Below are 26372 nucleotides of genomic sequence, written 5' to 3'. Positions count from 1 at the left end.
CCACAGCAGCGCTGCGCGCATGGTCCGCAGGCAGTTGCAGCACCGGGTGATGATCGCCCAGCGCCCCTCTCCACCACGCCAGCTGCCGAACAGCCTCCCCTGACTCCAGCCAATGCCTTTGCCACACCGAATGGTCGGCATGTTGAAGGGCGCTGGGCCGATCGACCCAAGGCTGCCCGCTCAACAAGGCAACGTAGCGGCGCGCCAGCTCGTCGATGAAAATCTGCATCGATGCGCCATCAGAGACGATGTGGTGCATGACCACCGACAACACATGCCGCACTGGGCCTTGCCGCACCAAGGCCACGCGAAGCAGCGGCCCTTTGGAGAGGTCAAATGGACGATCGACCACATCCCGCAGGGCCACTTCCAGTGCAGTCTCATCCCCGCCCGCCGCACTCAGGTCGATGAGGGGCAAATCGACCGCACCCGGCAAGCCAATCCACTGCTCAGGCGTGCCGCTTTCGCTGGCCCGGAACACCGTTCGCAAAGCCTCGTGCGATCCGATGGTGTCGTCGATTGCCTGCCTCAAGGCCTGCGCATGAAGTTCACCCTCCATGTGCAATGCGAAACCGATGTTGTACGCACTGCTGAGCGGATCCAGCTGCCACAGGAACCACTGGCGCTCCTGCGCATGAGACAAGGGGAGCGGGCCGCCACGTTGGGATGCCGTGATGGACGGGATCGCGACATGCCGAGCACGTCCCTGGTTGACGTCGGCGGCCATCGCCTGGCGCACCACCGACAGCAGTTCACCGAAGCGGGCGTGCTCGAACACCAACCGGGACGGGAACACCAGGCCCCACTGGTCGGCGATGCGCGCAGCCAGTTGAGCGGCGCGCAGAGAATCGCCACCGGCGGCAAAGAAGTGCGAGTCGGGGGCGGGCGGGCTGCTCAGCTTGAGCTGCGAAGACCACCAGTTCGCCAGCAGGTGCGCCACCTGGTCGCCGGGATCTGCGATCACTGCCGCTGGCATCGCCAGCTTTTCCTCGCTCTGACCGTTCAGCACGAACCGGCCTTGTTCCCAGATGGCGTAGGCGCCCAGGGTTCGACCGATCCAGCCATCACGGCAAGCGCCACGCTGCAGTTTGCCGCTGGAGGTTTTGGGCAACGCGCCGGGATTGAGCAACAGGATCACCGAGGCAGGCTGCCGGCACACCCCCGCCACCACGACATTCAAGGCCTCGACCAGCGCCTGCGCGGGCACCAGCTTGCGCATGCCCAACGAAACCTCCACCGCCACGCCGACGCCCTCATGCCCGTCCGCCATGTGGACAGAGAAGGCTGCGATGCGTCCCTTGCGGATGGCCTCCACGTCCAACTCGATGGCACGTTCGATGTCTTGCGGGTAGACGTTCTGGCCACGCAGGATGATGAGATCCTTGATGCGCCCTGTGATGAAGAGCTGCCCCTCGGAAACGAACCCCATGTCGCCTGTTCGCAACCAGCGGCCATCGCCCCGCATCACGAAGCTCTGCGCCGTCTCCACCGGGCGTCGCCAGTAGCCGCCTGTGACGCTCGGGCCGCTGGCCCACACCTCGCCAACCTGGCCATCAGGCAAGGCAGCCAACGTTTGCGGATCGACGATGTCGATGGCGTGGCCTGAGGCCGCCTCGCCGCAGGCCACCAGCATGGTTCCGACTTCGGCTTTTTGCGCCCTGCCCTGTGTCAGGGCCAGCGCATGCCAGGCGTGTGCCGTCATGCCCTGCCCACGCCGGCCACCCGTGACAAACAACGTGGCCTCCGCAAGGCCATAACAAGGGTAGATCGCCCGCACGTCGAACCCGGCGGACTCGAAATGCGAGGCGAAGTCCCGCAAGGTCTCTTGCCTCACGGGCTCCGCACCCGAGAACGCCAGCCTCCAGCCAGACAGGTCGAGCCCCGCGCGCTGAGCTTCGCCGACCCGATCGACACAAAGCCGATATGCGAAGTCGGGCCCGCCACTGACCGTGCCCCGCAGCCTCGAGATCGCCTCCAGCCAGCGCACAGGCTTCTCAAGGAAGAACGACGGGGTCATCAGGGCAATGGGAATGCCACGGTGCAATGCTTGCAGCAAGGCCCCGATCAAACCCATGTCGTGGTAGAGCGGCAGCCAGGACACGAGGACGTCCCCTTGCACCATGCCCAAGCCTTCTTCAATGGCGCGCTCATTGGCCAGCAGGTGCCCGTGGCCGACCATGACGCCCTTGGGTGCAGAGGTCGAGCCCGATGTGTACTGCAAGAAGGCGATGTCGTCATCCGACGGCACGTGCGGCCGCCATGCATCCGCCTGCCCCACATCGATGCCATCGACGGCGATCGCCTGACAACCAGCAAAGCTGACCATCGCTGCCCCCAGCCTCTCCAGCATGGCGCCCGTGGCCAGCACGCAAGAGGCGTGAGCATCCTGCGCGATGCCGCTCAGTCGGTCCAGGTGTTGCGGCCGTGCCGATTCAGGCGGGAACACCGGAACGGCGATCAACCCGGCAAACAGGCACGCCAGGAATCCCACGACATAGTGATCATCGTTGTCCAGCAGCAGCAGGACGCGATCACCCTGGTGAAAGCGAGCCTGCAGCGTGGCCGCCAACGCGCGCACCCGCTGGTCCAGCGCCTGGTAGGTGATGGGGATGTCAATGGGCCGTCCGTCGTGCTCTCGCACGATGATCAAAGCCGTCTCCTGTGGCCGTTCCTGCGCCAGGCCGAGCATGTGCTCAACGAAGTTGCGCGGGTGGCTTGAGCGCTCTGAGGGTGCGATGCGGGTCATGCGGGTTCTCCTGCGTCGGCCCGTCATGCGAGCACGCTGGCATCTGAAAGGATTGATGGATCAAAGGTCAGTCAACACGGACCAGGTTGCCGTGTGGTTGCGCCATCGCGACCACCACCTTGCGAGGCCCCTTGAATGGCGAGCGCGCGTGGGCAACGAGCATGTTGTCCAGCATCAGCACGTCACCGGCCTCCCATCGGAAGCTCACGGTCTCGGCATCCAGCACGGCGCGCACCTCGTCGAGCAGCGCATCGGGCATGGGAGAGCCATCGGCAAAGCGCGTGTCACGGGGAAGGTGGTCCTCTCCCAACAACTCCACAAGCGAGTCACGCACTTCTGCAGGAAGGTTGGACGAGTGAAAGAGGTGCGCCTGGTTGAACCAGACCATCTCGCCCGTCACGGGGTGCTTCTCCACCGCCTGGCAAAGCTGCTCGGTGCGCAAGCCACCATCGCTGTCCCATTCGAATTGGATGCCGTTGCGCCGGCAGTAGGCCTCGACCTCGGCACGGCGCTCGGTGTTGAACACCCTCTCCCACGGCACATCGAATTCACCGTAGTTGCGCACGTAGCGCACCCCCGGCTCGAAGCGGCGCAAGATGTGATCGGGCATCCTCCGATAGATGGCACGGCTGTCTGCGATGGGCGTCTCGCCACCCTCTGGCGACGCCGTCACGCAATGGAACCAGATCCTCATCGGCCACTCACGCGTGTAGGCCTGCTCGTTGTGCAGCGGGATGGACTGGTGCGCTGGGTACTCGGTGGACGTGTAGACACCACCGCCTACATCCGTGCGCGGTGTGGAGCCGAATTCGTAGCTCAGCAGTGGATGCCCGAAAGCGGCCGCGAATGCCCGAAACGCCTCGACAGAAGCGACATCAAAGCCGCGCAGCAACACGCCACCGACATGGGCCAGCGCAGTTTCGATCAACGGGGAAAGCCTGGGCCAAGCGTCCATCAAACGCTCACCCACCACCTGTGGCGTAAAAAGGGTGGGCAGCACCGATCCGATCGGCGCGCGGCGTTCAAGGCCAGTCAGCAGTTCATGCATGTTTTTCCTCAACCAAGGTGGAGGCGCCCTCGGCACGCGCGGCATCGGGGAGCTGCCGCAGCAGTTCCTTGACGATCAGCGCGGCAACGGCGACCTCATGCTGACGAATGAAGAAATGTCCGCCATCGAACCAGTACACCGAGGCGGCGTCGCTGGTCTCGCGCCGCCAGTCCGCCTGCTCGGAAGCGGCCAGGGCGTCATCTCGCCCCCCGAGGACATGGATGGGGATGGGCAGGGGCGGTCGCACCAGGTGGCGATGGCTTGCGCACAGGGCCTGATCGGCCCGAAATGTTTCGACCACCATCTGTCGCAACTCCGCGTTGTTCAGCACTTCTTCGGCCGTGCCACCCTGGCGACGCAGTTCGTCCGTCAAATCGGCATCGCTTGTCAGCTGGACGCTTTTGCGCACATGGCGACACCAAGGCGAAGGGCTGGCTGAGACGAACAAGGCGCGAGGCAGCGATCCGCCTGCGTCCCTTTGCCAGAGCGCCATGCGATGCGCAAGCAAGGCGCCCATGCTGTGCCCGAACAGCGCATGACGACCACGCAGGGATTGCGCATGCTCAATGCACAAGCGCTCAACCAGTTGATCGATGTCCGTGGCGAATGGCTCGCTCATGCGCGCGCCCCGGCCGGGCAACTCCACCGGCACCACCCGGACCCACGAAGGCAGCAGATGCCGCCAGCGGTGGTACATGTTGGCGCTGCCGCCCGCGCATGGCAGCGCCAGCAGATCGATTTGAGCCCCATTCATGGCCGCCGCGTTCAGGCCTGTGCGCTCGCATCACGAGACTGGGCATCCATCCATTGGCGCAACGACCGTGGCCGCATGTCGGTCCAGGCCTGGTCGATCCAGGCGCACACCGTCTGCTTGCTCCCCGAGATGCCCTCCACGCGGCGCCAGCCGCCTGGCACGGCCTTCCAATGGGGCCAGATGGAGTACTGCTCCTCGTGGTTGACGAGCACGACAAAGGTCTCGTCCTCTCGGTCAAAGCAGCTGGTCGACATGTTGATCCTCGCTCGATGTGGCAGACATCGCTTCCACACCAGCCGCAGCTGGCGGAAGCTTCAGCCATTCATGACGAAGCACCAGGATCTTTGTTTACCACCCGCTCAATCGGGCCCGTCACTCGGCGGCTGACCGATGTCGTTTGCAGGCGGCACGAGGCCGCTTAGCAGCCAGAGGCGACTGGCCCGCTCGTACACCCGCCTGTGCTCAGGGGAGGACGCGAGCCACTGCATCAGGTCCTCATGAGCCACCGCATCAAAGGTGGCGCGCTCATGCTGGCGCATCAACCAAGACCAAGCCATCCCCCAAAGGGGATCGTCAACGGGTGCAGGCAAGGAGTCTTCTTTCATCGCGGCATCCAGCACCACGGTGCGCGGTCGACCCTTCGACTTCGCATCCGAGCATCAGGATCGTATCAAAGTGCACGCAACTCAGCTCTGCGTTGACGCGGCGGCGCACACCCCTCAGCGGTCAAAACTCCAGAAGATCTCGACAGCCCGCGATGGCATTGGCCGCATCCTTGAGCATGAAGTTGACCAGCGTGGCTGAGCAGCCCAGCTCCTTGCCGATTTCTCTCTGCGTCAACCCGCTCAACCTGTACATCTCAAAGACTTTGCGGGTGCGCGCCGGCAAGTCGGACAGCACCTTGTCGATGGCGCGCAGAACACGCCTTTCGTCCAGACCCTGCTCGGCCATGGTTCCTCCCGAGACCTGCGGCAACTCACCATCGTCTGTGTAGACGCGGTAGGTGGCCTCCACCGACTGACGGCGGCAATGGTCCAGGGCCAGGTTGCGCACCACCTGGCAGCAATAGCAGAACGGTTTCTCGATGTCCCGAATTCCTGCCCCATCGGCCAGCCTCAGGAATGCCTCCTGAGTGATGTCGTCAGCCAACTCTGGCGTGCCGACGATGCGCCGTGCGATGTTGCGAAGTTGTGGTCGATGTTCGATGAAAACGTCGCTGAGCGCGACACGGGGTGTGTTGATGGGCACGATTGCGCTCCCCAGCGCCGGATGATTTGTAGTTCTTGACCGAAGTCGAGAATAATTATCATTCCCACTGGTGGAAATGGGGCAAAAACCCTCGTTCCCACACGGAATCAGCCGCAGCGATGAAGCCGCACACGGGCGCCACCGTGTCCAATCCGGTGAACAACGCAAGCTCGGAGGACGCACGACGAAAGCCTGGACGCTGCCCACGCAAAAGGGCCGCCAGGCGTGCCCAGCGGCCCTCTTTACTCAGCGGTCAGGCCGCTTCAGTTCAGGCAACAGGCCAGGTCACCACAACAGGCCTCGGTGGCCCAGACCACGGCGGTCAGCCCCATGAGGCCCAGGCCGGCGCCGGCCTTGATCAGCAAGTTCTTCATGTTGAAAGTTCCTTTGAAAGATGGGGAAATCGAATCAGGTGAAGCGATCCATCTTCCGAGGTGGCTTCCAGATGTCGCCGACCGGCTCCGGTGCCTGTCGCCACCCAAGGCGCTGGGGGCGGTCTTCTTCAGGCATCACCGGGAGCATTCGCAGGTCGGTTGCACTCAGCGCACTGCCGGCACATCCTGCACACGCCGTGCAAGCAACCGGCACACAGGCCATGACGGCGTCGCACGGGTCATCGCAACAGGGCTCGCTCAGGCGCACAGCCCCCAACACCTGCCAGGAAGCCAGGAGCAGGGAGAATGTGACCAGCCAGCGCCGCATGGCGACCTCAGCGCACCCCGGCTTGCGCGGCCTGCTGATCGGCGTGGTAGCTCGATCGCACCATCGCCCCCACCGCCGCGTGCGTGAAGCCCATGCGCTTGGCCTCTTCTTCGAACGCCTTGAAGGTGTCCGGGTGCACGTAGCGGCGCACCGGCAGGTGGTGCCCCGACGGCGCCAGGTACTGGCCGATGGTGATCATGTCGATGCCGTGCTCGCGCATGTCGCGCATGACCTGGTAAACCTCTTCATCGGTCTCGCCCAGGCCGACCATGATGCCGCTCTTGGTCGGCACGTCGGGGTGCAGGGCCTTGAACTTCTTGAGCAGGTTCAGGCTGAACTGGTAGTCGGAGCCCGGGCGCGCTTCCTTGTACAGGCGCGGCGCGGTTTCCAGGTTGTGGTTCATCACGTCGGGCGGTGCGGCCTTGAGGATTTCCAAAGCGCGCTCGTCGCGGCCACGGAAGTCGGGCACCAGGATCTCGATGCGCGTGGCCGGCGATTGCTCGCGGACTTGCTTGATGCACTCCACGAAGTGGCCGGCGCCACCGTCGCGCAGGTCATCGCGGTCGACCGAGGTGATGACCACGTACTTGAGTTTGAGCGCCGCGATCGTCTTGGCCAGGTTGGCCGGCTCGTTGACGTCCAACGGGTCGGGACGGCCATGGCCCACGTCGCAGAAGGGGCAGCGGCGCGTGCACTTGTCGCCCATGATCATGAACGTGGCCGTGCCGTGGCCGAAGCACTCACCGATGTTGGGGCACGAGGCCTCTTCGCACACCGTGTGCAGCTTGTGCTCGCGCAGGATGTTCTTGATCTCGTAGAAGCGGGTGCTGGGCGAGCCGGCCTTGACGCGGATCCACTCGGGTTTTTTCAGCACCTCGCCAGCCGGCACGATCTTGATGGGGATGCGCGCGGTCTTGGCCTGGGCCTTCTGCTTGGCGGAAGGGTCGTAGGCGGAGGGGGATGCGGCGGCAGGCGATGCGCTCACGGGTGCGGAAGCGGCGGACGACCCGGTGGCTGGCGCTTGTGGCGCGGCCGGGGTCGAGGGGGGCGTGGTGGGCTCGGACATATCCCGAAACTGTAGCCCATCGGCCAGCGGGCCGCCATGTGGCGGGCCGCAGTGCCCCACGCTCAAGGCGCCAGCTGCGCGTCCAGGTGCTGCACGAAACGCGCGGCGGCCTCGTCCCAGCCCACGTGCACGCCCAGGCTGGCCAGGTCCACCGTCTTGAGGCCGTTGTAGCCGCAGGGGTTGATGCGGCCGTAGGGCGACAGGTCCATGTCCACGTTCAGCGCCACACCGTGGTAGCTGCAGTGGCGCGTCACCTTGATGCCGATGGCCGCGACCTTGCCCAGGCCCCGGAACGGGTCGGCGGGGTCGACCGGGCCGGTGAGCGCGGCGTGCGCAAACGGGTCGTCCAGCCGCACGTAGATGCCGGGGGCGCCCGCCACGCGATGGCCGGTCACGCCCAGGTCCTGCAGGGTGCGCAGCACGGCCTGCTCCACGCGGTAGACGTACTCCTTGACGAAGTAGCCACGCCGCCTGAGATCCAGCAGCGGGTAGGCCACCACCTGACCGGGGCCGTGGTAGGTCACCTGCCCGCCGCGGTTGGTCTGCACCACGGGGATGTGGCCCGGCCCCGGAGGGTTGAGCAGCACGTGCTCGGCCTTGCCGGCCAGGCCCTGCGTGAACACCGGCGGGTGCTGGCAGACCCAGATCTCGTCAGGGGTGTCGTCGGTGCGCTGCTCGGTGAAGTCCTGCATCGCACGCATGGTGTTTTCATAGGGCGCAAGGCCCAGGTTCTTCAGCGTGGTCACCCAGCGGTTGTACCACCGACCCGCACCCCCTCGGGCCCAGGGCGCATTCAGGCCCGCGCCAGGCGCTGGAACAAGGCCCCGGGCAAGCGCGCCACCTGCCCCATCAGCTCGAGCTCGAGCAAGCGCGCGCCCAGCTCGGCCGGCCCCAGGCCTGTGCGCGCCGACAGCGCATCCTGGCCCACCGGGTCGTGGCCCATGGCGCGCAAGACCGGGTCTTCGGCGTCAGCACCGTCGCCAGAGGCCTCGATGTGCGAGGTCGCCGGCTCGGGTCCGATCGGCGAGGGCGCGCCCAGCCGCAATTCTTCGAGCACGTCCTGCGCGGTCTCGACCAGCTTGGCGCCCTGCTTGATCAGCGCATGGCAACCCTTGGCTTGCGGAGAATGGATGGAGCCTGGGATGGCCAGCACCTCACGCCCCATCTCGTTGGCCAGCCGCGCCGTGATGAGCGAGCCCGATTGCACGGCCGCCTCGACCACCAGCGTGCCGCGCGAGAGGGCCGCCACGATGCGGTTGCGGCGAGGAAAGTTGGCGGCCAGCGGCGGGGTGTTCAAGGGGAACTCCGACAGCACCAGGCCATTGCGGGCGACGCGGCGGGCCAGGGGCTTGTGGCCTTTGGGGTAGACCTCGTTGAACCCGGTGCCCAGCACGGCGATGGTCCCCCCGGCCCCTTGAACACCGGGAGTCGGCTCACTTGCTTCGAGCGGTTGCAACGCGCCATCGTGCGCGGCCGCATCGACCCCACGGGCCAGGCCCGACACCACGACCACCCCGGCTTCGCTGAGCGCGCGTGCAAATGCGTGGGCGTTCTCGACGCCTTGCTGAGTCGGGTTGCGGCTGCCCACGATCGCCACCGCGGGTCGCTGCCAGCGGCTCAGGTCGCCCTCGGCAAAGAGCACCAGCGGCGGGTCGACCGCATCGAGCAAGGGCGTGGGGTAGGCCTTGTCGGCCAAGGTCAGCACGGCACGGTCGATGCCTTCTTGACCGCCTTGCAGCCACATCCAGGTGCGCTCAAGCTCGGCCTGCCAGCCCGAGTCGGCCTGCAGGGCGGCAGGGGCAAATCGGGGCAACACCGCGCGCACCGCATCGGGGGAGGCGGCAAACACCGCCTGGGGCGAGCCAAACGCCGCCAGCAGGCGACGGGCAGATGCCGGCCCCAGGCCAGGCACCAGCAGCAGGCGCAACCAGGCGCCCAGTTCATCAGGAGAGAAAGACAAGTCGGAGGCTCAAAAAAAAGCGCCCGGCGGTGTCCGGGCGGACACCGGGGCGGCCTCCAACTTCAAGCGCCGCACCCGGGACAGGTGCGTGACCAGGCCTGGATCAGGGCTGGGTGAAGCGATCACCCGCCTTGACCGGCTCCTGCACGTTCAGGATCAGCGCGTAGGACATGCGGTCGAACACCCGGAAGACGAACAGCAGGCCGTGGCGCTCATCGGGCAGCTTGATGAGCTCCTTGGTGTCGGTGGTGGTGTCTCGCACGGTGGCACCGTCGCGCCACAGGGCCAGCACGGTGCCACGGTCCAGGCCGTCACGGCTGCCACGGTTGAGCGCCACGATCTGGTTCTGGCCAGCGGTCAGCGACTCGCCGTAGATGGACACGATCTGGCCACCCACCGGGTCTTTCGGGGCGTGCGGCGCGATGTTGTCGAAATCGCGCGGGGGCACCGGGGCCAGGCGATCGCCCGTGCCGGCTTCCTGGCGGATGCTGGTGACGGTGAAGGTGGACGGGATGACCAGGGACTTGCCGTCGGCACCGGTGCCTTCGGCGCCTTCGCGGGTCAGCGTCATGGTGCCGACGTAGGCGGCCTCATAGCCGAGGACTTCGCGGGTGCTCGGATCGCGCAGCGGCTTGGGCTGGCGGAACAGGCGCCAGTCGCGGCGACCGTCCAGGTTGCCACGCACGTAGGCGGTCTCGCCCCGGCCCAGCATGACGCGGCCTTCCTGGGTGGCGACCACGCGCGGCGCGGTCAGCAGCTCATCGGAAGACTCGAAGATGACGGCTTCGTTGAAGAATGGCTCGAGCAGGTGGATGGGCACCGTGGCGATGGCGTCGTTGAGGCTGCCTTCGCGCACGCGCGGCGAGAGCTTGGCGTCGCCGCTGACGGGCTGGCCCAGGCGCAGGCGCGCGCGGCCGTTGCTCTTGTCCAGGTACAGCACCTGCCCCGGGAAGATGAGGTGGGGGTTGCGGATCTGCTGCAGGTTCATGCCCCACAGCTCCGGCCAGCGCCAGGGCGACTTCAGGAACAGGCCCGAGATGCCCCAGAGGGTGTCTCCGCGCTTGACGGTGTGGCTGTCGGGGGCGTTGGGCGAGAGCTCGGACAGCGGCACGCCGGCTTCGGAGACCTGCTGCGCGGTGGCCTTCTGCTTGGCCGTGATCGGGAAATTGGGCTCGGCCGAAACGGTGTTGGCCAACACGCCAAAGCACAGGGCGGTGGCCGCAGCCAGCGGTGCGAACGTCTCGCGGCGAATGGACAAACGCGGGGACAGCGAACGCTGGGACATCGAAACAGCCTCCATGGACAGCCTTGAATTCGGCCTTGACGTGGACAGTGGGGCTCGGGATTCGGCAAAATCCACCCCTGGATCGAAGGATTCTGCCCGCAAAAGTCGCACGGTCGCAATGGAAATTGCGCCGTGTTACCCCGGGTGGCGCGCCCTTCGGCGACGCCCTCGTTGCGCTGCTCCCACAACCCCCATCGGGCGGCCTCCGGGCCTTCCCTCCTCTGGACGAACCCTTTTTCATGGCCCTGCTGCCCATCCTCCGCTACCCCGATCCACGCCTGCACACGGTTGCCAAGCCCGTGGCCGAGGTCGACGACACCATCAAACAGCTGGTCGACGACATGCTGGAAACCATGTACGACGCCAAGGGCGTGGGCCTGGCCGCCACGCAGGTCGACCGCCACGTGCGCGTGGTCGTCATCGACACCAGCGAAGAGCGCAACGAGCCGCGCGTGCTCATCAACCCCGAGATCACCTGGGCCAGCGAGGAGATGATCGTCTGGGAAGAAGGCTGCCTGTCGGTGCCCACCATCTACGACAAGGTCGACCGCCACGCCCGCGTGAAGGTGCGCGCGCTCAACCGCGACGGCCAGTCCTACGAATTCGAAGGCGACGAGCTGCTGGCCGTGTGCGTGCAGCACGAGCTCGACCACCTGCTGGGCAAGGTGTTCGTGGAATACCTCTCGCCGCTCAAGCGCAACCGCATCAAGACCAAGCTGGTCAAGCGCGCCCGCGACGACGAATGACGCCACGCCGATGACCACCACCCCGCTGCGCGTGGCCTTCGCCGGCACGCCCGAATTCGCCGCCGTGGCGCTCGACGCCATCCTGGCGGCGGGGCACACCGTGCCCCTGGTGCTGACCCAGCCCGATCGCCCCGCCGGGCGCGGCATGAAGCTACAGGCCTCGGCGGTCAAGCAGGTCGCGCTCCAACACGGCTTGCCCGTGGCGCAGCCGCACAGCCTGAGGCTCGATGGCAAGTACCCGGATGAGGCCGCCGCCGCACGCGACGCCCTGCTGGCCGCGCAGCCCGACGTGATGGTGGTGGCCGCCTATGGCCTGATCCTGCCGCAGTGGACGCTGGACCTGCCGCGCCTGGGCTGCCTGAACATCCACGGCTCGCTGCTGCCGCGCTGGCGCGGGGCCGCGCCCATCCACCGCTCCATCGAAGCCGGTGATGCGCAAACCGGCATCACCATCATGCAGATGGACGCCGGGCTGGACACGGGCGACATGCTGCTGATCGGCGCCGAACCGATTCGCGCCGACGACACCACCGCCGTGCTGCACGACCGCCTGGCTGCGCTGGGCGGCCGGCTCATCGTCGAGGCACTGTCCCAGGCGGGCAGCCTGGTGCGCACACCGCAGCCTTCGGAGGGCGTGAACTACGCCCACAAGATCGAGAAGGCCGAGGCCGCGATCGACTGGTCTCAGCCAGCAGCCGTGATCGAGCGCCGAGTGCGCGCCTTCGACCCCTTCCCGGGCTGCACCTTCACGCTGCCCACCGAAAAAGGCCCCGAGGTGGTCAAGCTGTGGCGCGCCAGCGTGGTGCCGGCCAGCGGCGCGCCCGGCGAGGTGCTGCATGGCCAGGGCGACACCCTGGTGGTGGCCTGCGGCGAGCAGGCCCTGGCCTTGCACACCTTGCAACGCCCGGGCGGCAAACGGGTGGCTGCGCGTGAATTTCTGCAAAGCTGCACCCTGCCCGCTTCATTGGCTTGAAAGCCTGCGGCAGCATCCGCATGTGTGTCCTGCCACCATGAGGTGGCGTCTTCATTCGCCTGACGGGTCAGGAGGCCCGAAACCATGTTCAACATGATGAAAACCGCCATCCTGATGGCGGCGATCACCGCCCTCTTCATGGCCATCGGCAGCATGCTCGGGGGCAAGGCCGGCATGATGCTGGCGCTGGTCGTGGCCGTGGGCATGAACTTCTTCAGCTACTGGTTCTCCGACAAGATGGTGCTGAAGATGTACAACGCCCGCGAGGTGGACGAGACCTCGGCGCCGCGCTTTTACGGCATGGTGCGCGAGCTGGCCCAGCGCGCGCAAATGCCCATGCCCAAGGTCTACCTGATCGACGAGGCAGCACCCAACGCGTTCGCCACTGGCCGCAACCCCGAGAACGCCGCCGTGGCCGCGACCACCGGCATCCTCAACGTGCTCAGCGAGCGCGAGCTGCGTGGCGTGATGGCGCACGAGCTGGCCCACGTCAAGCACCGGGACATCCTCATCAGCACCATCAGCGCCACCATGGCCGGTGCGATCTCGATGCTGGCGAACTTCGCGGCCTTCTTCGGCGGCCGTGACTCGGAGGGCCGACCTGCCAACCCGATCGCCGGCATCGCCGTGGCCATCCTGGCCCCGCTGGCCGCCAGCCTGATCCAGATGGCCATCAGCCGTGCGCGCGAGTTCGAAGCCGACCGCGGTGGCGCCGAAATTTCAGGCGACCCGCAGGCCCTGGCCAGCGCGCTCGACAAGATCCACCGCTATGCACAGGGCATCCCCCTGGGCCCGGCCGAAGCCCACCCCGAAACGGCGCAGATGATGATCATGAACCCGTTGTCGGGCGGTGGCCTGCGCGGCCTGTTCTCGACCCACCCCGCCACCGAAGAGCGCATCGCGCGCCTGATGGCGATGGCCCGAGGGGGCTGAATTCAGAACAGATCGCGCGTGTGGATGACCCGCTGGGTCTCGGGTGCGAAGACGCCGAAGGTGGCCCGGGCAGAAGGGTCGCGGTCGTAAGTGGCAGCGCAACTGCCGTTGAGCGAACGCAGCCAGGGGCGCTGCGCCCCCACGCTGGCGGGGTGAGCGCTCAAGCAGGACTGGTCGGTGGTCGTGGTGCCCAGGTTCACGCTCAGGTCCAGCGAGCCGGTGCCGCTGCTGGTCGGAGCCGACAACACGAAGCCACCTTGGCCGTTGACCAAGGTGACACCAGCCGAAACGGTGCTCGTCCAGGCGCTGGTGAGCACACCCTTGCTGTCCAGGTAACGAGCACGCACCACCGACGCCGCAGGCAGCGAAGTGCAGCCGTCGGCGTCGTTGACCACCCAGGCCTTGCCTGACCAGTACTGGGTCGTCACGGGCACCCGCAAGGGGTCTCGCCCCGACCCGAAGGCGTTGGAGACCTGGAGCCGACCGCTGCGCACATTGGGGCCCTGCTCGGTCTTGTTCTCGGAGGTGACGCCGTCGCTGTCAACTGCGCGCAGCACCACCGAGGCCGGTGCCGTGAGCTTGTTGGTGTAGGTGAAGCTCTGGGTGTTGAAAGTGGCCTCCCCCGCCGCAAAGGCCGAAGGTGCCAGGCTGGTGACCGCCAAGGCGCCCAGGCCGCCGTTGGCGACCGCGCTCAAGGTGGTGGTTTTGGCAAAGCTGGGCGACATGCTGCCGGTGCCGTCGTGGTTGCGGGTGACATCACCCGCGAGGTTGCGCGCCGTCACCGTCATGCTGAAAGGCTCGCCGCTGTAGGTGAAGGCCGCGCCGGTGGTGCAGGCCTGCGTGGCGGTCACCGTGAAGTGAGAGGCAATGAAGGGGCCGACGTTGCCCACCGCACCACTGCCCGTGGTGCCGCTGACACCGATGCCCGAACCCAGGTGGTCGCTCCAGCTGACCGACAGGTCGCCGTTACCCACCTCGCTCCAGCTCAAGGCATGGGCCTGTGCCGCGCCACCACTGAAGCCGCCCAGGCTGCCCGAAAAAGTGCCCGATTGGCTGCCGCCACCGGTGGGCTGGCGCTTGGTGAACACCAGGGTGGGCGCGGCAGGCACGGTCTCGCGCCCGAAGTTGGGCGTGGCCACGTTGGCGCGGTTCAGGGCCGTCACGGTGGCGGAGAAACTCGCGCCCGCCTTGATGGGCCCCGCCGTCACGTTGCTGAAAGCGAAGCCGGCTGGCGCGGCAACGAAGGTGTCCGATCCGGTCATGCTCAGGCCCGCATCGCTGCCCGAGCTCGACGAGTAGGACGCGCTCAGGTTCACCTGGCCCGCGTCGGCGTAGTCAAAGCTGGTGGTGGCCGCGCCACTGGCGTTGAACGTCAGCGAGACGCTGCGGCTCGTGCCATCGCAAGCTGCGGCGGCGTTGTTGCCCGCGTTGAGCGCGGTGCCCGCCACCCTCACCGGCACGAAGCCCGTGCTGGGGTTGCCGTGCGAGCAGCTGAACTGGATGGCCTTGCTGACGCTGGCAAATGCCGGGGTGCACATCAGGCTGTTGTCCGCCTTGCGCACCGCGCTGACGGTGACCGACTGGGTGTCGCCGGCAACGTGGTGCGGCACGTCGAAGAGCAAGCCCGTGTCGGCTGAGGTGAACACGCAACTGCCGCCCGCTGCGGCAGCCGTGCCCAAGCCACAGTAAGGCGCACTGCCCGCAGAGGGCGCGCTGGACAGGCCGCTCAGGCCCAGCGTGACCGATCCCGGCGTGGTGACCTGCACCGACACCGTGGCGGTGCTGCTGCCCGAGGCGATGGCAAAGGTTTTGGTGCCCGTGACCGTGGGCGTGCCGGTGAAGCTCACCGTGCCATTGAGCCCGCCGGTGTAGGGTGTCGAGCAGGCCGCGTTGGCGCAGGCCTTGATGGTCACGTCTTCGGCCTTGCAGGTCACGCCCGATGCGCTGTTCATCGTCACCTCGACGTGGTGCAAGGTGGCGGCGGTGCAGGTGGTGGATTCGGCGTAAAGCGCCGAGACCTCGGAGGCGGTCAGTTCCGCGTCGTAGATGCGGACCTGGTCGATCGTGCCATACGCTGAATTGAGCTCCACCGACGAGGCGCTGCGGTTGTCACCGAAGACGAGCCGGCCGATGGCGTTGTTGATGGCGGTGGATGAGTAGGTTTGCGAGTCCTGCAAGTTGCCATCGACGTAGAGCTTCATGGGACCGCCACCCGACTTGAACTGCCACGTCACCACGATGTGCGCCCAAGCGCCGTCGGTGACGGTGTTGAGCTTGTCGACATCGCGCACGGTGCCGCCGCTGTCGGTGATGTGGGCATTGAGGTCCACACCGCTGCCCGAGTCATCGCGGTAGAGGTAGAACTTGCCCGAGGCCGACTCGGTGGCGTCGAACAGCATGCGGTGCTCGGTGCCGGTGGCGATCGACTTGTACCAAAACGAGATGGTGCCGATGCTGCCGATGGTGTTGACGTCGATGCCCGTGTCGAAAGCCTGCACGGTGGCGGACGTGTTCCGCGGCACCTCCATGCCACGGCAAACACGGCCGCTGGCCGTGGAGGCCACGCCACCGAGCATCGTGCCGTGTCGCTTGCTGCCCGAGGTGTCTTTGACCTCGCCGTGCGTGCCGTTGTAGCTGGTCTCTTCAAACAGGTACTCGGCCACCAGGCCGCTAGACGGCCAAGCGCAGGCTGCGGGCTTGGGTGACCCCACCACGCAGGTGTTGCCGCAGGTGCTGCCGACGCCGCAGCAGGCGCCCCCCCACCGCCGTGGCCGAGGGGACCGTGATGGAGCCCGATCCCTGGGAGCGAACGCACTTGCCTGCGGTGCTGCCCGAGCCCATGTAGACCGTGCTTTGCGCCGTGATGTTGCCACCCACGCTGCTGTTGGTGGTCATGCTGACGTAGGACGCGGCCTTGATGGAGCCCCCGACGGTGGCGCTGCCATGGATGTCGACGTAAGTGCCGAGCGCCGCCAACGAGCCGCCAACCGAAGTGGCCGCACCGGTGTCGATGTAGGACGTCGCGGAAGTGATGTTGCCTCCGACACTGCTGTAGCCACCCGTGTCGACGTAGGTCTGTGCGTAGATGCTTCCGCCCACGGTGGCGTGGCCGCCCAGGCTCACATAGGTCGTCGTGGAGGTGATCGAGCCGCCAAAGTTGTTGTGGCCAGCAGCAGAGACCAGGTAGCCCACGAGGTCGCCATTGACGCCGTTGTAGGCATTGAGGGTGACCGTGCCGCCCGATGAGACGCTGCCCACCGTCGTGTACGTGGTGGAGGTGCCGGTGAGCAAGGTGATGGCGCCCGTGGTGGTGCTCAAGGCGCCGGTGACCGTGGTGCCTGCGCCCAGCGTGACCGCACCGGTGGTGGTGGCCAGGTGGCCACCGTAGCTGACCGCCCCGCTGCTGGAGACGCTGCCCGCGTTGACGTTGGCCTTGACCACCGCCCCGGCCGAAGCCGACAGCATGCCGCTGACGTTGAGCGTGAGGTTGGCGGCCGAGCCTGCGGCGTTGATGCTGGCGCTGCCCACGTTCAGCGAGGTGAACGAGATGGTGGTGGGCGAGACCACCGCGTTGAGCGTGTCCCCTGCGGACAGCGTGACCGCGCCGCAGGTGTACGCGCCAGCGCTGCCGCTGCACCCAGCGGGCAGGTTGTCCGGGAACAGGTAGGCGGCCGCCTGGGTCGCCAGGGGCCAACACAGCCAGAGCATCGCCCCGACTCGCTTTTGCCAGGCCCACGCACCCGGGCGGCGGGTGCGCGAACCCCAGGAAACTCCAGCCATTCAGCCGCCCTCTCGTCGCACTGGGTGACCTCAACAACTTGGTCACGTCAAACCCAGGATATACCGGCGCGCGTTTCACGAAATGCGTATTTACCGAGGCGCACCGGACCTTTTCCACACAATCACCCCCCATCAGGCCGATGGCGGCGTTGACGATCCGTGACGCAGTCCACGCGGCGGGCCTGTTCTGCCTGGCACAAGGGTCAGCCCCCCGATGCGGGGCATCAAGCGCGCCACGGCAGCAGCCGATAGCCCGACATGCGCCGCTTGGCGAATGCCCCTGCGTGCGCCCAACAAGGAACCGGATGCTGTCTGATGTCCAAGAAACCCGCCGAGACTCCACGCGCCTGAAACAGGCTTCATGGCTGGTCTTGCTGGCGGGGGTGTTGCTGAGCCTTTGGAGCTGGATGAACGCCGGACAGCGCATCCAGACGGAAGCCGACCTCGCGTTCGAGGGGCGCACCCGCGCCTACACCCATCACCTGATGCAGGTGGTGGATCACCACATGGACGTGCTGATCAGCTTTCAAGCCATGTTCCGCGTCAACGGTCAGGTGGACCTGGCCACCTTCGAGGCGCACCACCACGCCCTGCAGGTGGCCCAGGAGTACCCGGCCTTGCTGGCGGTTCAATACGCTCCGCTCGTCACGCTGGCCGAGCGCGATGCCTTCTTGCGCCGGATGCGCCAGCGCCACCCCGACTACCGCGTCGTGCCGGAAGGCGAGCGCGCCTACTACGTGCCGGTGACCTACAACCTGCCCATGGCCGGCAACCAGGCGGCCTTTGGCTACGACATGGCTTTCGAGCCGGTGCGCCGCCGGGTCATGGAAGACGCCCGCGACAGCGGCCGCCCGCAGGTGTCCCCACCGATCCGGCTGATCCAGGGGGGCAAAGAGCCCCTGGCCATGCTGGTTCGCTTGCCCCTGTACCGCCACGGTGCCCCGGTGGGCTCCGAGTCCGAGCGGCGCGCGGCGTTCAACGGCGTGGTCAGTGGTGTGATCCGCATCTCCGACCTGGTGGCCCAGGCTGGCCAGGACTGGTCCGACCTGCACCTGCGCATCGACGACACCCTGGCCACCGAGCACTCCGAACTGTTCGACAGCGCGCGAGCCGAAGCAGCGCCGGCCTTCAAGCCAGCGCAGGGCGCCGAGCGAAGCGATCAGCGCAGCGCCAGCCTGACCGTGGGCAGCCGGCACTGGACGCTGACGTACACCCGCGAGCCCGTGGCGGCATTGAGCCAGCCCTTTCTGCTGGCCCTGCTGATCGGTGGCCTGCTGGGCAGCGGCGCGTTGTTTGCGTTGCTGCAGGCCGCCGCCACCCGGCACGCCCGCGCAGCCGCCATGGCCGATCACCTGAGCCAGTCCGCACGCGGCAGCGAAGCCCGCTTGCGCTCGGTGGTGGACCACACCATCGACGGCATCCTCACCGTCAGCCCGACGGGCAACATCCTCAGCGTCAACCAGGCGGTCTGCCGCATCTTCGGGCACTCCGAATCGGCCATGCTCGGACAGCACCTGGGGCTGCTGCTGCCTGGCGCCAACGAGGCTCAGTGGCGTCATGGCGTCGAGTCCTTCCTGCAAAGCCAGCCGGTGGGCATGGCCGGCCTGGGGCGGCGCACCGAGGGGCAGCGCGCCAACGGCCAGTCCTTCCCGCTGGACCTGGCCATCAGCTGCATGGAGCACGACGGGGCCAAGCAATACATCGGCATCGTGCGCGACCTCAGTGCGCAGCAAGCGGCGGAACGCGCCATCGTCGAGGCCCACAAACAGCTCAACGAAGTCGATGAAATGCGGCGCGTGATCGTGCACAACGCGCCTTACGCGATCTTCGTGTTGAACCTGCAGGGCGTGATCCAGACCGTCAACCCGGCGGGCGAGCGCCTGCTCGGCTTCAAGGCCAACGAACTGGTGGGCCGCTGCTCGGCCCAGCACTTCTTCGACGAAGAGCAACTGCGCGAGCGCGCCACGCTGCTGTCGATGCGGCTGGGCGAGCAGATCACGCCCACCGAGGTGCTGCGCCACCTGGCGCGGGCGACGTCAAGCGTGCCCACCGAGTGGGTGCTGCACCGCAAGGACGGCTCACCGCTGGTGGCAGAGCTGCTGGTCACCGAGATCAGCAACGAGTTCAGCTCGCTGACCGGCTACGTGGCCATGGCCTACGACGTGACCTCGCGCCGCGAGGCCGAGGACCAGGTGCAGCACATGGCCATGCACGACGCGCTGACGGCCCTGCCCAACCGCAACATGCTGCAAGAGCAGCTGCGCATGAGCCTGGTGTCGGCCGAACGCGAGCAGCGCACCATGGGCATGATGTTCCTGGACCTGGACCGCTTCAAGAAGATCAACGACACGCTGGGCCACCACATCGGCGACAGCGTGATCATCGAGGTGGGCCGGCGCCTGCGCGAAGCCATGCGCACCTCCGACATCGTGGCCCGCCTGGGTGGCGACGAATTCGTGATCCTGCTGACCAGCCTGGCCGAAGCCGCCGATGGCGAGCGCGTGGCGGCCAAGTTGCTGGAACTGTTTGTCGAGCCCATCCGCATCGGCCCGCACGAGCTGCGTGTGACGCCCAGCATCGGCCTGGCGCTGTACCCCGCGCATGGCACCGATGCCATCACGCTGATGCGCCACGCCGACCTGGCCATGTACCAGGCCAAGAACAAGGGGCGCAACCGCGTGCAGGTCTACAGCGACCAGATGGACGCACCCAGCGTCGACACCCTGGTGCTGGAAAACGACCTGTACCACGCGCTGGAGCGCCAGGAACTGCGCCTGCACTTCCAGCCCCAGTTCGACTGCCGCAGCGGTCACATCACGGGCGCCGAAGCCTTGCTGCGCTGGGAGCACAACGGCCGCCTGGTGCCGCCGTCGGAGTTCATCCCGCTGGCCGAGGAGACAGGCCTGATCGTGCCCATGGGCGAATGGGTGCTGCGCCAGGCCTGCGAAACCGCCCAGCGTTGGCGCGAGTTCAGCGGCTGGCCGCTGCGCATCGCGGTGAACCTGTCGGCCCTGCAGCTCGACCGGCCCGATTTGATCGAGACCGTCTCACGCGCGCTGCGCGACACCGGTCTGCCGCCGACCGCGCTGGAGCTGGAGATCACCGAGAGCATCGTGGTGCGCGAGTCGCTGCGCGCGGCCGACGTGCTGGCGCAGTTGCGCGCGCTGGGCGTGGGCATCGCCATCGACGACTTCGGCGTGGGCTACTCGTCCTTCGCCTACCTGCGCGAGCTGCCGGTGGACCGCTTCAAGCTCGACCGCAGCTTCCTGAGCTCGGTGCCGCAAAGCCAGGGCGACAGCCGGCTGGTGGCCGCGCTCATCGCCATGGGTCACCGCCTGGAGGTGGGCATCGTGGCCGAAGGGGTGGAGACGGAAGCGCAAGCGCAGTTCCTGCGCGACCACGGCTGCGACGAGGTGCAGGGCTACCACCTGGGTCGGCCCATGCCGGCAGCGGCCTTCGCCGACATGCTCGAAGCCCACGCCCGGGCCATGCGCCCCGTCGAGCAGATCAGTCAGCCACCGGCCCCGCTCGCCTCGCCCATCACGCCCAGCTGAGCCCGCTCACTGATCGGAAGCCTGGACCTGCCGGCGGCGTTCGATGTAGCCCACCGAGCCAACGCGCGTGGCGTCCGGGCAGCTTGCCGCCGCGTTGCAGGCCACGGCATCGATGCGGTAGACCTTGATGGTGCGGTCGGAGAAGACCGGTGGGTCGCCCGCGCCAGTCTGCCCCTCGACATAGCTGTCGTGGTTGCAGGTGACGGTGACGATCATGCCCAGGTCGGCTTTCATGGCGGTCAACGTCTGCGTGGCACCGTTGCAGCTGGTCCAGCTGCCTCGCAGGGCCTGGTACAGGCCCCATTCGGCACCCGAGTTGGCCGCACGCTGCGCCCTGGCGCCTTCCATGTCTTGGGCAGAGCTGATCTGCTGGGTCCAGCCCAGGCGAGCAATGGCCGCGCCCAGCACGCTGAGCACGACGAGCACGAACATGGCGGCCACCACGCCCACGCCTCGCTGAGGCCTGGCCCGATGGCGCAAGTGCAGGGAGCGCATGCTTGACTTCCTCATGGCACGTTGAGCACGTGTGCGCCGTGCGAGAGCGTGGCCGTCTCGCCGTTGCGGGTGATGCCCAGCTCCAGGTAGACGAAGCCGCTTTGCTGCGTGGCGCCCTTGTTGGGGTCGTACACGAAGCGGCAGCTGCTGACGTTGCGCGCCAGCACCTTGCCGCTGCCGCTGGGACAGGCGGTCGGGTAGGTGCTGCTGAAATCGCGCTTGAGGCGCCACAGCACGCCAGTGCCCGTGCGCCCATCGGCGCTCAGGCCGGCGCCTTCGCAGATGTAGAACACCGCTTGTTCGTTCTGGCTGACCACCTGGAAGCGCCCGCCGTCGTAACCCGGGGACACCTGCAGCGAGGCGATGCTCAGCCTGAGCTTGCCCTGGGTGGCCGAAGGCGTGGTCACCGCGCTGATCGCCGAGCGGTTGCTGCCTGCGTAGACATCGTTGCCGTTCTGGTTGTTGATGACGACGAAGTCACCCACGGCAGGCTGCCGCGACAGCGTCGACAGCACGTCAAACCCGGTGGTGGCCTGCGAGGTGTTGACCCACCAGGCGTCGTTGGCCGTGTTCGGCCCCATGCGGTAGCGCCCGCCCGCCACCGAAGGCACCAGCTCGAAACACGCTTCGCTGGGTGTGCGCAGGGAGTTGGGCACGGCCACGCGGATGTCGCGCACCATGCGGCGCAAGGCGGTGTCGCTCATGTCGCCCTGAGTGACGCGGTTGCGGGTGTCGGCGTAGGCGTCGATGGCGGGGCGCACGAACACCGCCACCGTGCCGCCGATGATGGTCATCAGCACCAGCACGACGATCAGCTCGATCAGGGTGAAACCGGCGGCCCGGCGGTGGGCGTTCATGGCGTGGGTGGGGCGAACTCGGTCCGCCAGGTGACCAGGGTGACCTCGTCGTTGCCGCGCGCCACCTTGACCTGGATGCGCTTGGCCGGCACGCCTTCGAGCGTGACATCGGTGACGGTGACGTCGAGCGTGTAGGCAGCCAGGGCCGCGATCGCAACGCCCTCGACGTTGCAGACCTTTCGGTTGACGGGGTAGAGGTGGTAGTCGGACACGTCGTCGAAGGTGCTGCGACCACAAGCGGCGTCCGACTCCTTGGTCGGGCCGCTGTAGCGCCGCAGCGCGATCTCTTCGAGCATCTCTTCGGCCACGGCCATGAGCTGCTTGCGCACCACCGGGTCGGCGCTGTTGCGCACGTTGACGTTGAACACCGACAGCACGCCTGCCATGCCCACGCTGATGACCACGATGGCGACGATGGTCTCCAGCAAGGTGAAGCCACGCGCCACGGGGAGGGAGCGGCGCTCACTCGACATGGCCGGTCTCCCCGAGGATGCTGATGGGCGCAGCGGCCGTGGGCGTGATGGTCCAGTCCACCGCGTTGGCGCCGGCGCCATCGGTGGTGACCCGGCCGTCGGGCTGGAAGTACAGGACGACGGCAGGCGAGCTCCCGGCGCTGACCACCGTCGTGGCCTGGCTGTTGCTGGCCGTCGCGAACTCGGTGCCACCACTTGGGCCTGGCAGGTCGGTGTCGCAACTGGTGGCTGGGTTGACGCTGGCGATGCGCAAGGTCACCGATGTGTTGTTGACCGTGGCGCAGACCAGGCGGCGGTGGCCGACGGCAAACTTCTGGGCCATGCGCATGGAGCCGGCCAGCGCGTCGCGCCAGGCGTCATCGCGCACACCCATGAAGCTGATGAGCTTGGGCACGGCAAAGGCCGCGAGCACCCCGCCGATGACGAGCACCATGATCAGCTCGTTCATCGTGAAGCCACGTTGGCTGACGCCACGGGCAGCAGGGGTGTCTCTGAGACAGGGCATCGGAGCAGGCGGACAGGCAGGCGAACAGGCAGGTGACAAGGCGGGCGGCCCGACTGGCGGACGGCCCTTTGTGCTGATTCTGCCCAGCCCCCTTGGGCGGTATCGCTGTTTCAAAGGGGCGTTTGCCGGCCAGATTTCACGCTGTGAAGGCTGGCCTTTGGCGGCTCAGTACATGTCCTGCGAGTGCATCACCCTCGAGGTCTCCGGCGCGAACACGCCGATGGAGGCCCGTGCGGAGGGGTCGAATGGCCCGGCACCCGAGCACGCGCCATGGGGGCCGCGCAACCAGGTTCGCTGGGCCTTGCCACCACTGGGGTGCGCGCTCAGGCAGGACGCGTCGGTGGTGGTGTCGCCCAGGTTGACGGCCAGGTCGATGCTGCCGGTGGCGCCGCCAGTGGGCGCCGACAGGGTGATGTTGCCCTGGCCGGAGCTGGCGGTGAAGCCAGTGGCGCTCACGTTGCCCCAGGCGGACGTCGAGGCGCCTTTGCTGTCGAGGTAACGCGCCAGGATCACGGCGTCGTTGGGGACCACGCTGCAGCTGTCGTCGCCATTGAGCACCCAGGCCTTGCCACTCCAGTACTGCAGCTGTGCGGGCACCTTCAAGGCGGTGCGGCCCGAGCCGAAGGCGTTGGACAGGAAGAGCCGACCGCTGCGCACCTGCGCCACGCCGCTGCTGCCGGCCGTCGAGTTCACGGTGCCAGGCGAGTTCTCTGCCGCGCTCAGGGTGATGCTGGCCGGGGCCGTGGCCTTGGTGGTGAAGGCGTAGGTGGGGGTCACCGTGGCCACGCCCTTGGCGAAGTCGGACGCGGCGATGGCCGTGCCTGTGAGGCTGCCTGCCGATCCGGTCGACGACGCACCCGACAGCGTGGCCGCCTTGGCGAAGTACGCAGACATGCTGCTGCGCCCGTCGTGGTTGACAGTGGTGCCACCATCGGCGTTGCGCGCCGTCACCTTGGTCGTGAAAGGCTGACCGCTGTAAGTGAAGGCCGACTTGCCCGAAGCCGCGCAGCCCTGGGTCACCTCCACATCGAAGTGATGCGGCACGAAAGGCCCGACCGACGAGACGCTGCCACCGACCGCGATGCCCGCGTTGTTGTAGACCGAGCCCGCGTTGAGCGCCGCAGCCAGATTCAAGGTGCCGACCTCGACCCAGCGCAAGCTGCCCGTGGCCACGCCGGAGGCCATGTTGTTCATCGCGATGACCGGGTCGACCACGTTGGCATCGGTGCCCGTGGGCGATTGCCCGGTCTTGCTCACCGTGATGCGAGCCGGGTTGCTGGCCTCGTTGCCGAAGGCGGTCATCACCTGGTCGTTCTGGTTCAGGGCGGTGACGGTCAGGGTGGCTGGCGAGCTCACGCCAGCGTTGCCGGCCACGTAGGGCCCGCTCGCCACCATTGACAAGGTCTTGGGCACGGTGATGAAGCTGTCGCTGCCGCTCATGCTCAGACCGGCTTCGGCGCCCGCACCGCTGTAGCTGGCGGTGATGTTGGTTTCACCCGCTTCGGCGTAGCTCAGGTTGATCGAGGCCTGGCCATTGCTGTCGAACTTCAACGTGTGCGAGAGGGCCGAGCCGTTGCAGCTGCCCATGGCCGCGCCAGTGCCATTGCCCTGCAGGGCAACGGAGCCCGTCAGGCCGCTGTGGCTGGCCGATGTGCAGGTGAAGGCCACGCTCTTTTCGGTGGTCGCGAAAGCGGCGGCGCAGCGCGCACCGTTTTCAACCGATCGCAGGGCGTTGACCACCACGGTCTGGGCGGTGCCGCCCACGTGGTGCGGCACGTCGAACTTGAACTTGCTCTGATCGGCGGTGTAGGTGCAGCTTTTGCCTGCCGCAGGGCTCTCACCCATGCCGCAGCGCAAGGCATTCTGAGCCGTTGGCGAGGCGCCCGAGAGGCTGGCAACCACGCCACCTGGCGTGGTGGTGCGCACCGTCACGGTGGCGATGCCCGATGCGTTGGTGGTGAAGCCCGCGCTGTTGACCGGGGTGGCGCCCGAGAGCACCAAAGTGCCTGTGGCGCCCGTGGTCAGCACCGTCGAGCAGGTGTCGTTGGAGCAGGCCTTGATGGTGTAGGTCACCGTCTCGCAGGTCAGGCCGCTGGCATCCGGCGTCGTGACCCGGTAGTGGTGCACGGGCGGTGTGACCGTGATCGCGCACGTGCCGCCGCTGGTGGGCGTGGCGCCCATGCCGCAAAACACCTTGGGCGTGTTGCTGGGGGTGGGCGTGTGGGCCGACATGGCCACCGTGCCGGTGCCCGAGCCCGTGTACTGCATGGTCACCGTGGTGCTGTTGGTGGGGCCAGCGGGGATGGAAAAGCCCATGCTCGTGGTCGAAGGCGAGGCGCCGGAGAAGGTCAGCGTGCCGGTCACGCCCGTGGTGTAGGGCAGGCTGCAATCGGCGTTGCCGCAGGCGGTGACGGTGTAGGCCACGTCTTCGTTGGCGGCCTTGGCGTTCGAGTTGGCACTCACGCGCAGGTGGTGGGGCACCACGGCCGCGTCCACGTAGGTCAGGTAGTCGATGTTCATCGACTGCGAGGTGTCTGCAGACAAAAAGCCGCAGAAGTTGCACTCGTAGGTGACGAACTGCATCGACTTGATCTTCTTGCCATCACTGGGCTGGTACATCACGTACAGCGGGTACTGGGTGACGATGTCGCCAATCACCCAGCCCAGCAGGAAGTTGTAGACATCGGCCAGCCAATTCTGCGAGACGTAGGCGCCCACGCACTGCGGGTTCCAGCTCTCGCGACAGTTCTTCAGCGTGACCACGCTGTTGTCTTCCAGCGTGAGGTTGATGAACTGGGTGTTCTCAGCCGAAAACTGTGCCGTCCACAAGAAGCCCACGTAGGGCGTCGGGTTGGCGAAGTTGACCGTCTGCTGGGCCGAGGCACTGCCCAGTGCATTGAGGCCCGAGGTCAAGCCCATCGAGTTGCCGCTGAAACCCAGCAGACCGGTCACGGTGGAGGTCAGGCTCGTTGCGCCCGATGCGTAGCCCAGCAAGCACAAACCCAGGAACTTGGGACAGGAGTAAGCGCTGGAACTGCTAGACAGCCTGGCGCCTTCGCCAGACAAGGTGGTGCTGCCGAAATCAACGGTGCGCTGGTTGGCCGCGCTCACCGGAGGCAGCGTGTTCCAGCTGGTGTAAACGGACAGGCCGGCCACCGCCGGGAAAGCGCAAGCCAGCAGCGAGGCGGCAAGCCAGGCACGGCAGGAGCGAAACCGGGGGAAGTGGGGCATGGGTGACTCCGACTGC

At 67.0% G+C, this 26372-nt stretch carries 21 protein-coding genes; 4 read left to right on the top strand and 17 right to left on the bottom strand.

Going from position 1 to position 26372, the window contains the following annotated elements; genetic code table 11:
• The 10 genes from ABG80_RS06820 to ABG80_RS06770 all read right to left on the bottom strand — a co-directional run.
• On the bottom strand, positions 1–2746 hold a 2746-nt coding region (locus ABG80_RS06820), incomplete at its 3' end, for an AMP-binding protein (RefSeq protein WP_160322472.1).
• 67 nt (positions 2747–2813) lie between these two features.
• Positions 2814–3794: a TauD/TfdA family dioxygenase gene (locus ABG80_RS06815; protein WP_058086995.1), complete on the bottom strand. Its 981-nt coding sequence runs from the start codon at positions 3792–3794 to the stop codon at positions 2814–2816.
• Positions 3787–4548, bottom strand: a complete 762-nt coding sequence (locus tag ABG80_RS06810; protein ID WP_058086994.1) for a thioesterase II family protein — start codon at positions 4546–4548, stop codon at positions 3787–3789. Before ABG80_RS06810 ends, ABG80_RS06815 begins: the two co-directional genes overlap by 8 nt.
• Before the next feature lie 11 nt (positions 4549–4559).
• Positions 4560–4802, bottom strand: coding sequence for an MbtH family protein (locus ABG80_RS06805; RefSeq protein ID WP_058086993.1), 243 nt, complete (start codon positions 4800–4802; stop codon positions 4560–4562).
• A 105-nt stretch (positions 4803–4907) separates the two neighbouring features.
• Entirely contained in the window at positions 4908–5153 is a 246-nt protein-coding gene (locus ABG80_RS06800; protein WP_058086992.1) for a FecR/PupR family sigma factor regulator, read from the bottom strand.
• 121 nt (positions 5154–5274) lie between these two features.
• Positions 5275–5796 carry a sigma-70 family RNA polymerase sigma factor gene (locus tag ABG80_RS06795; protein WP_058086991.1) on the bottom strand — a complete coding sequence of 174 codons (522 nt, stop codon included), beginning with the start codon at positions 5794–5796 and terminating at the stop codon, positions 5275–5277.
• Positions 5797–6505: 709 nt separating this feature from the next.
• On the bottom strand, positions 6506–7564 hold the full coding sequence (lipA, locus tag ABG80_RS06785) for a lipoyl synthase (protein WP_083505887.1): 1059 nt from the start codon (positions 7562–7564) through the stop codon (positions 6506–6508).
• Positions 7565–7626: 62 nt separating this feature from the next.
• The gene (gene lipB, locus ABG80_RS06780) at positions 7627–8310 is read right to left on the bottom strand and encodes a lipoyl(octanoyl) transferase LipB (RefSeq protein WP_268760944.1); all 684 of its coding nucleotides are present in this window, start codon (positions 8308–8310) and stop codon (positions 7627–7629) included.
• A gap of 47 nt (positions 8311–8357) precedes the next feature.
• A complete protein-coding gene (dprA, locus tag ABG80_RS06775; protein ID WP_058086989.1) occupies positions 8358–9524 on the bottom strand; it encodes a DNA-processing protein DprA in 1167 nt (388 codons plus the stop codon).
• Positions 9525–9627: 103 nt separating this feature from the next.
• Positions 9628–10809: a LysM peptidoglycan-binding domain-containing protein gene (locus tag ABG80_RS06770; RefSeq protein WP_058087004.1), complete on the bottom strand. Its 1182-nt coding sequence runs from the start codon at positions 10807–10809 to the stop codon at positions 9628–9630.
• Between the two features lie 239 nt (positions 10810–11048).
• Between ABG80_RS06770 and def the strand changes: the two genes are divergently transcribed.
• From def to htpX, 3 genes are all read left to right on the top strand, one after another.
• The gene (gene def, locus ABG80_RS06765) at positions 11049–11555 is read left to right on the top strand and encodes a peptide deformylase (protein ID WP_058086988.1); all 507 of its coding nucleotides are present in this window, start codon (positions 11049–11051) and stop codon (positions 11553–11555) included.
• A gap of 25 nt (positions 11556–11580) precedes the next feature.
• On the top strand, positions 11581–12528 hold the full coding sequence (fmt, locus tag ABG80_RS06760; protein ID WP_058087003.1) for a methionyl-tRNA formyltransferase: 948 nt from the start codon (positions 11581–11583) through the stop codon (positions 12526–12528).
• A gap of 84 nt (positions 12529–12612) precedes the next feature.
• Positions 12613–13461 (top strand): zinc metalloprotease HtpX, encoded by an 849-nt coding sequence (gene htpX, locus ABG80_RS06755; protein WP_058086987.1) that lies wholly within the window; start codon positions 12613–12615, stop codon positions 13459–13461.
• 2 nt (positions 13462–13463) lie between these two features.
• Here the strand turns inward: htpX and ABG80_RS06750 are convergent, their stop codons facing one another.
• Together ABG80_RS06750 and ABG80_RS06745 are read right to left on the bottom strand one after the other, a co-directional pair.
• The gene (locus ABG80_RS06750) at positions 13464–16124 is read right to left on the bottom strand and encodes a LamG domain-containing protein (RefSeq protein WP_058086986.1); all 2661 of its coding nucleotides are present in this window, start codon (positions 16122–16124) and stop codon (positions 13464–13466) included.
• Positions 16125–16131: 7 nt separating this feature from the next.
• The gene (locus ABG80_RS06745) at positions 16132–17241 is read right to left on the bottom strand and encodes a hypothetical protein (RefSeq protein WP_152987502.1); all 1110 of its coding nucleotides are present in this window, start codon (positions 17239–17241) and stop codon (positions 16132–16134) included.
• Between the two features lie 305 nt (positions 17242–17546).
• On the opposite strand from ABG80_RS06745, the gene ABG80_RS06740 reads away from it, so the two are divergent.
• On the top strand, positions 17547–20795 hold the full coding sequence (locus ABG80_RS06740) for an EAL domain-containing protein (RefSeq protein ID WP_058086984.1): 3249 nt from the start codon (positions 17547–17549) through the stop codon (positions 20793–20795).
• Between the two features lie 6 nt (positions 20796–20801).
• On the opposite strand, the gene ABG80_RS06735 is transcribed toward ABG80_RS06740, so the two are convergent.
• From ABG80_RS06735 to ABG80_RS06715, 5 genes are all read right to left on the bottom strand, one after another.
• Positions 20802–21290: a hypothetical protein gene (locus ABG80_RS06735; protein ID WP_058086983.1), complete on the bottom strand. Its 489-nt coding sequence runs from the start codon at positions 21288–21290 to the stop codon at positions 20802–20804.
• Between the two features lie 11 nt (positions 21291–21301).
• The gene (locus ABG80_RS06730) at positions 21302–22147 is read right to left on the bottom strand and encodes a prepilin-type N-terminal cleavage/methylation domain-containing protein (protein ID WP_058086982.1); all 846 of its coding nucleotides are present in this window, start codon (positions 22145–22147) and stop codon (positions 21302–21304) included.
• Entirely contained in the window at positions 22144–22620 is a 477-nt protein-coding gene (locus ABG80_RS06725; protein ID WP_058086981.1) for a type IV pilus modification PilV family protein, read from the bottom strand. The genes ABG80_RS06730 and ABG80_RS06725 overlap by 4 nt, the downstream gene beginning before the upstream one ends.
• Positions 22610–23125, bottom strand: coding sequence for a pilus assembly FimT family protein (locus ABG80_RS06720; RefSeq protein WP_058086980.1), 516 nt, complete (start codon positions 23123–23125; stop codon positions 22610–22612). Before ABG80_RS06720 ends, ABG80_RS06725 begins: the two co-directional genes overlap by 11 nt.
• 165 nt (positions 23126–23290) lie before the next feature.
• Complete coding sequence (locus ABG80_RS06715; protein WP_152987501.1) at positions 23291–26356, bottom strand: DUF6701 domain-containing protein; 3066 nt, start codon at positions 26354–26356, stop codon at positions 23291–23293.
• Positions 26357–26372: the final 16 nt, after the last annotated feature.

It is taken from the genome of Aquabacterium parvum (genome assembly GCF_001447195.1).
In the GTDB taxonomy this organism is placed as follows: domain Bacteria; phylum Pseudomonadota; class Gammaproteobacteria; order Burkholderiales; family Burkholderiaceae_C; genus Aquabacterium; species Aquabacterium parvum.
The sequence above is the reverse complement of the archived record's forward strand: the minus strand, read 5'-3'. Positions and strand labels throughout refer to the sequence as shown.

Coding starts and splice junctions, on each gene's coding strand:
- ABG80_RS06725 (WP_058086981.1), bottom strand. CDS start 22,620: ATGTCGAGTGAGCGCCGCTCCCTCCCCGTGGCGCGTGGCTTCACCTTG.
- ABG80_RS06770 (WP_058087004.1), bottom strand. CDS start 10,809: ATGTCCCAGCGTTCGCTGTCCCCGCGTTTGTCCATTCGCCGCGAGACG.
- def (WP_058086988.1), top strand. CDS start 11,049: ATGGCCCTGCTGCCCATCCTCCGCTACCCCGATCCACGCCTGCACACG.
- ABG80_RS06715 (WP_152987501.1), bottom strand. CDS start 26,356: ATGCCCCACTTCCCCCGGTTTCGCTCCTGCCGTGCCTGGCTTGCCGCC.
- ABG80_RS06815 (WP_058086995.1), bottom strand. CDS start 3,794: ATGCATGAACTGCTGACTGGCCTTGAACGCCGCGCGCCGATCGGATCG.
- lipA (WP_083505887.1), bottom strand. CDS start 7,564: ATGTCCGAGCCCACCACGCCCCCCTCGACCCCGGCCGCGCCACAAGCG.
- ABG80_RS06730 (WP_058086982.1), bottom strand. CDS start 22,147: ATGAACGCCCACCGCCGGGCCGCCGGTTTCACCCTGATCGAGCTGATC.
- ABG80_RS06800 (WP_058086992.1), bottom strand. CDS start 5,153: ATGAAAGAAGACTCCTTGCCTGCACCCGTTGACGATCCCCTTTGGGGG.
- ABG80_RS06745 (WP_152987502.1), bottom strand. CDS start 17,241: ATGGCTGGAGTTTCCTGGGGTTCGCGCACCCGCCGCCCGGGTGCGTGG.
- htpX (WP_058086987.1), top strand. CDS start 12,613: ATGTTCAACATGATGAAAACCGCCATCCTGATGGCGGCGATCACCGCC.
- ABG80_RS06805 (WP_058086993.1), bottom strand. CDS start 4,802: ATGTCGACCAGCTGCTTTGACCGAGAGGACGAGACCTTTGTCGTGCTC.
- ABG80_RS06740 (WP_058086984.1), top strand. CDS start 17,547: ATGCTGTCTGATGTCCAAGAAACCCGCCGAGACTCCACGCGCCTGAAA.
- ABG80_RS06810 (WP_058086994.1), bottom strand. CDS start 4,548: ATGAATGGGGCTCAAATCGATCTGCTGGCGCTGCCATGCGCGGGCGGC.
- ABG80_RS06720 (WP_058086980.1), bottom strand. CDS start 23,125: ATGCCCTGTCTCAGAGACACCCCTGCTGCCCGTGGCGTCAGCCAACGT.
- ABG80_RS06735 (WP_058086983.1), bottom strand. CDS start 21,290: ATGCGCTCCCTGCACTTGCGCCATCGGGCCAGGCCTCAGCGAGGCGTG.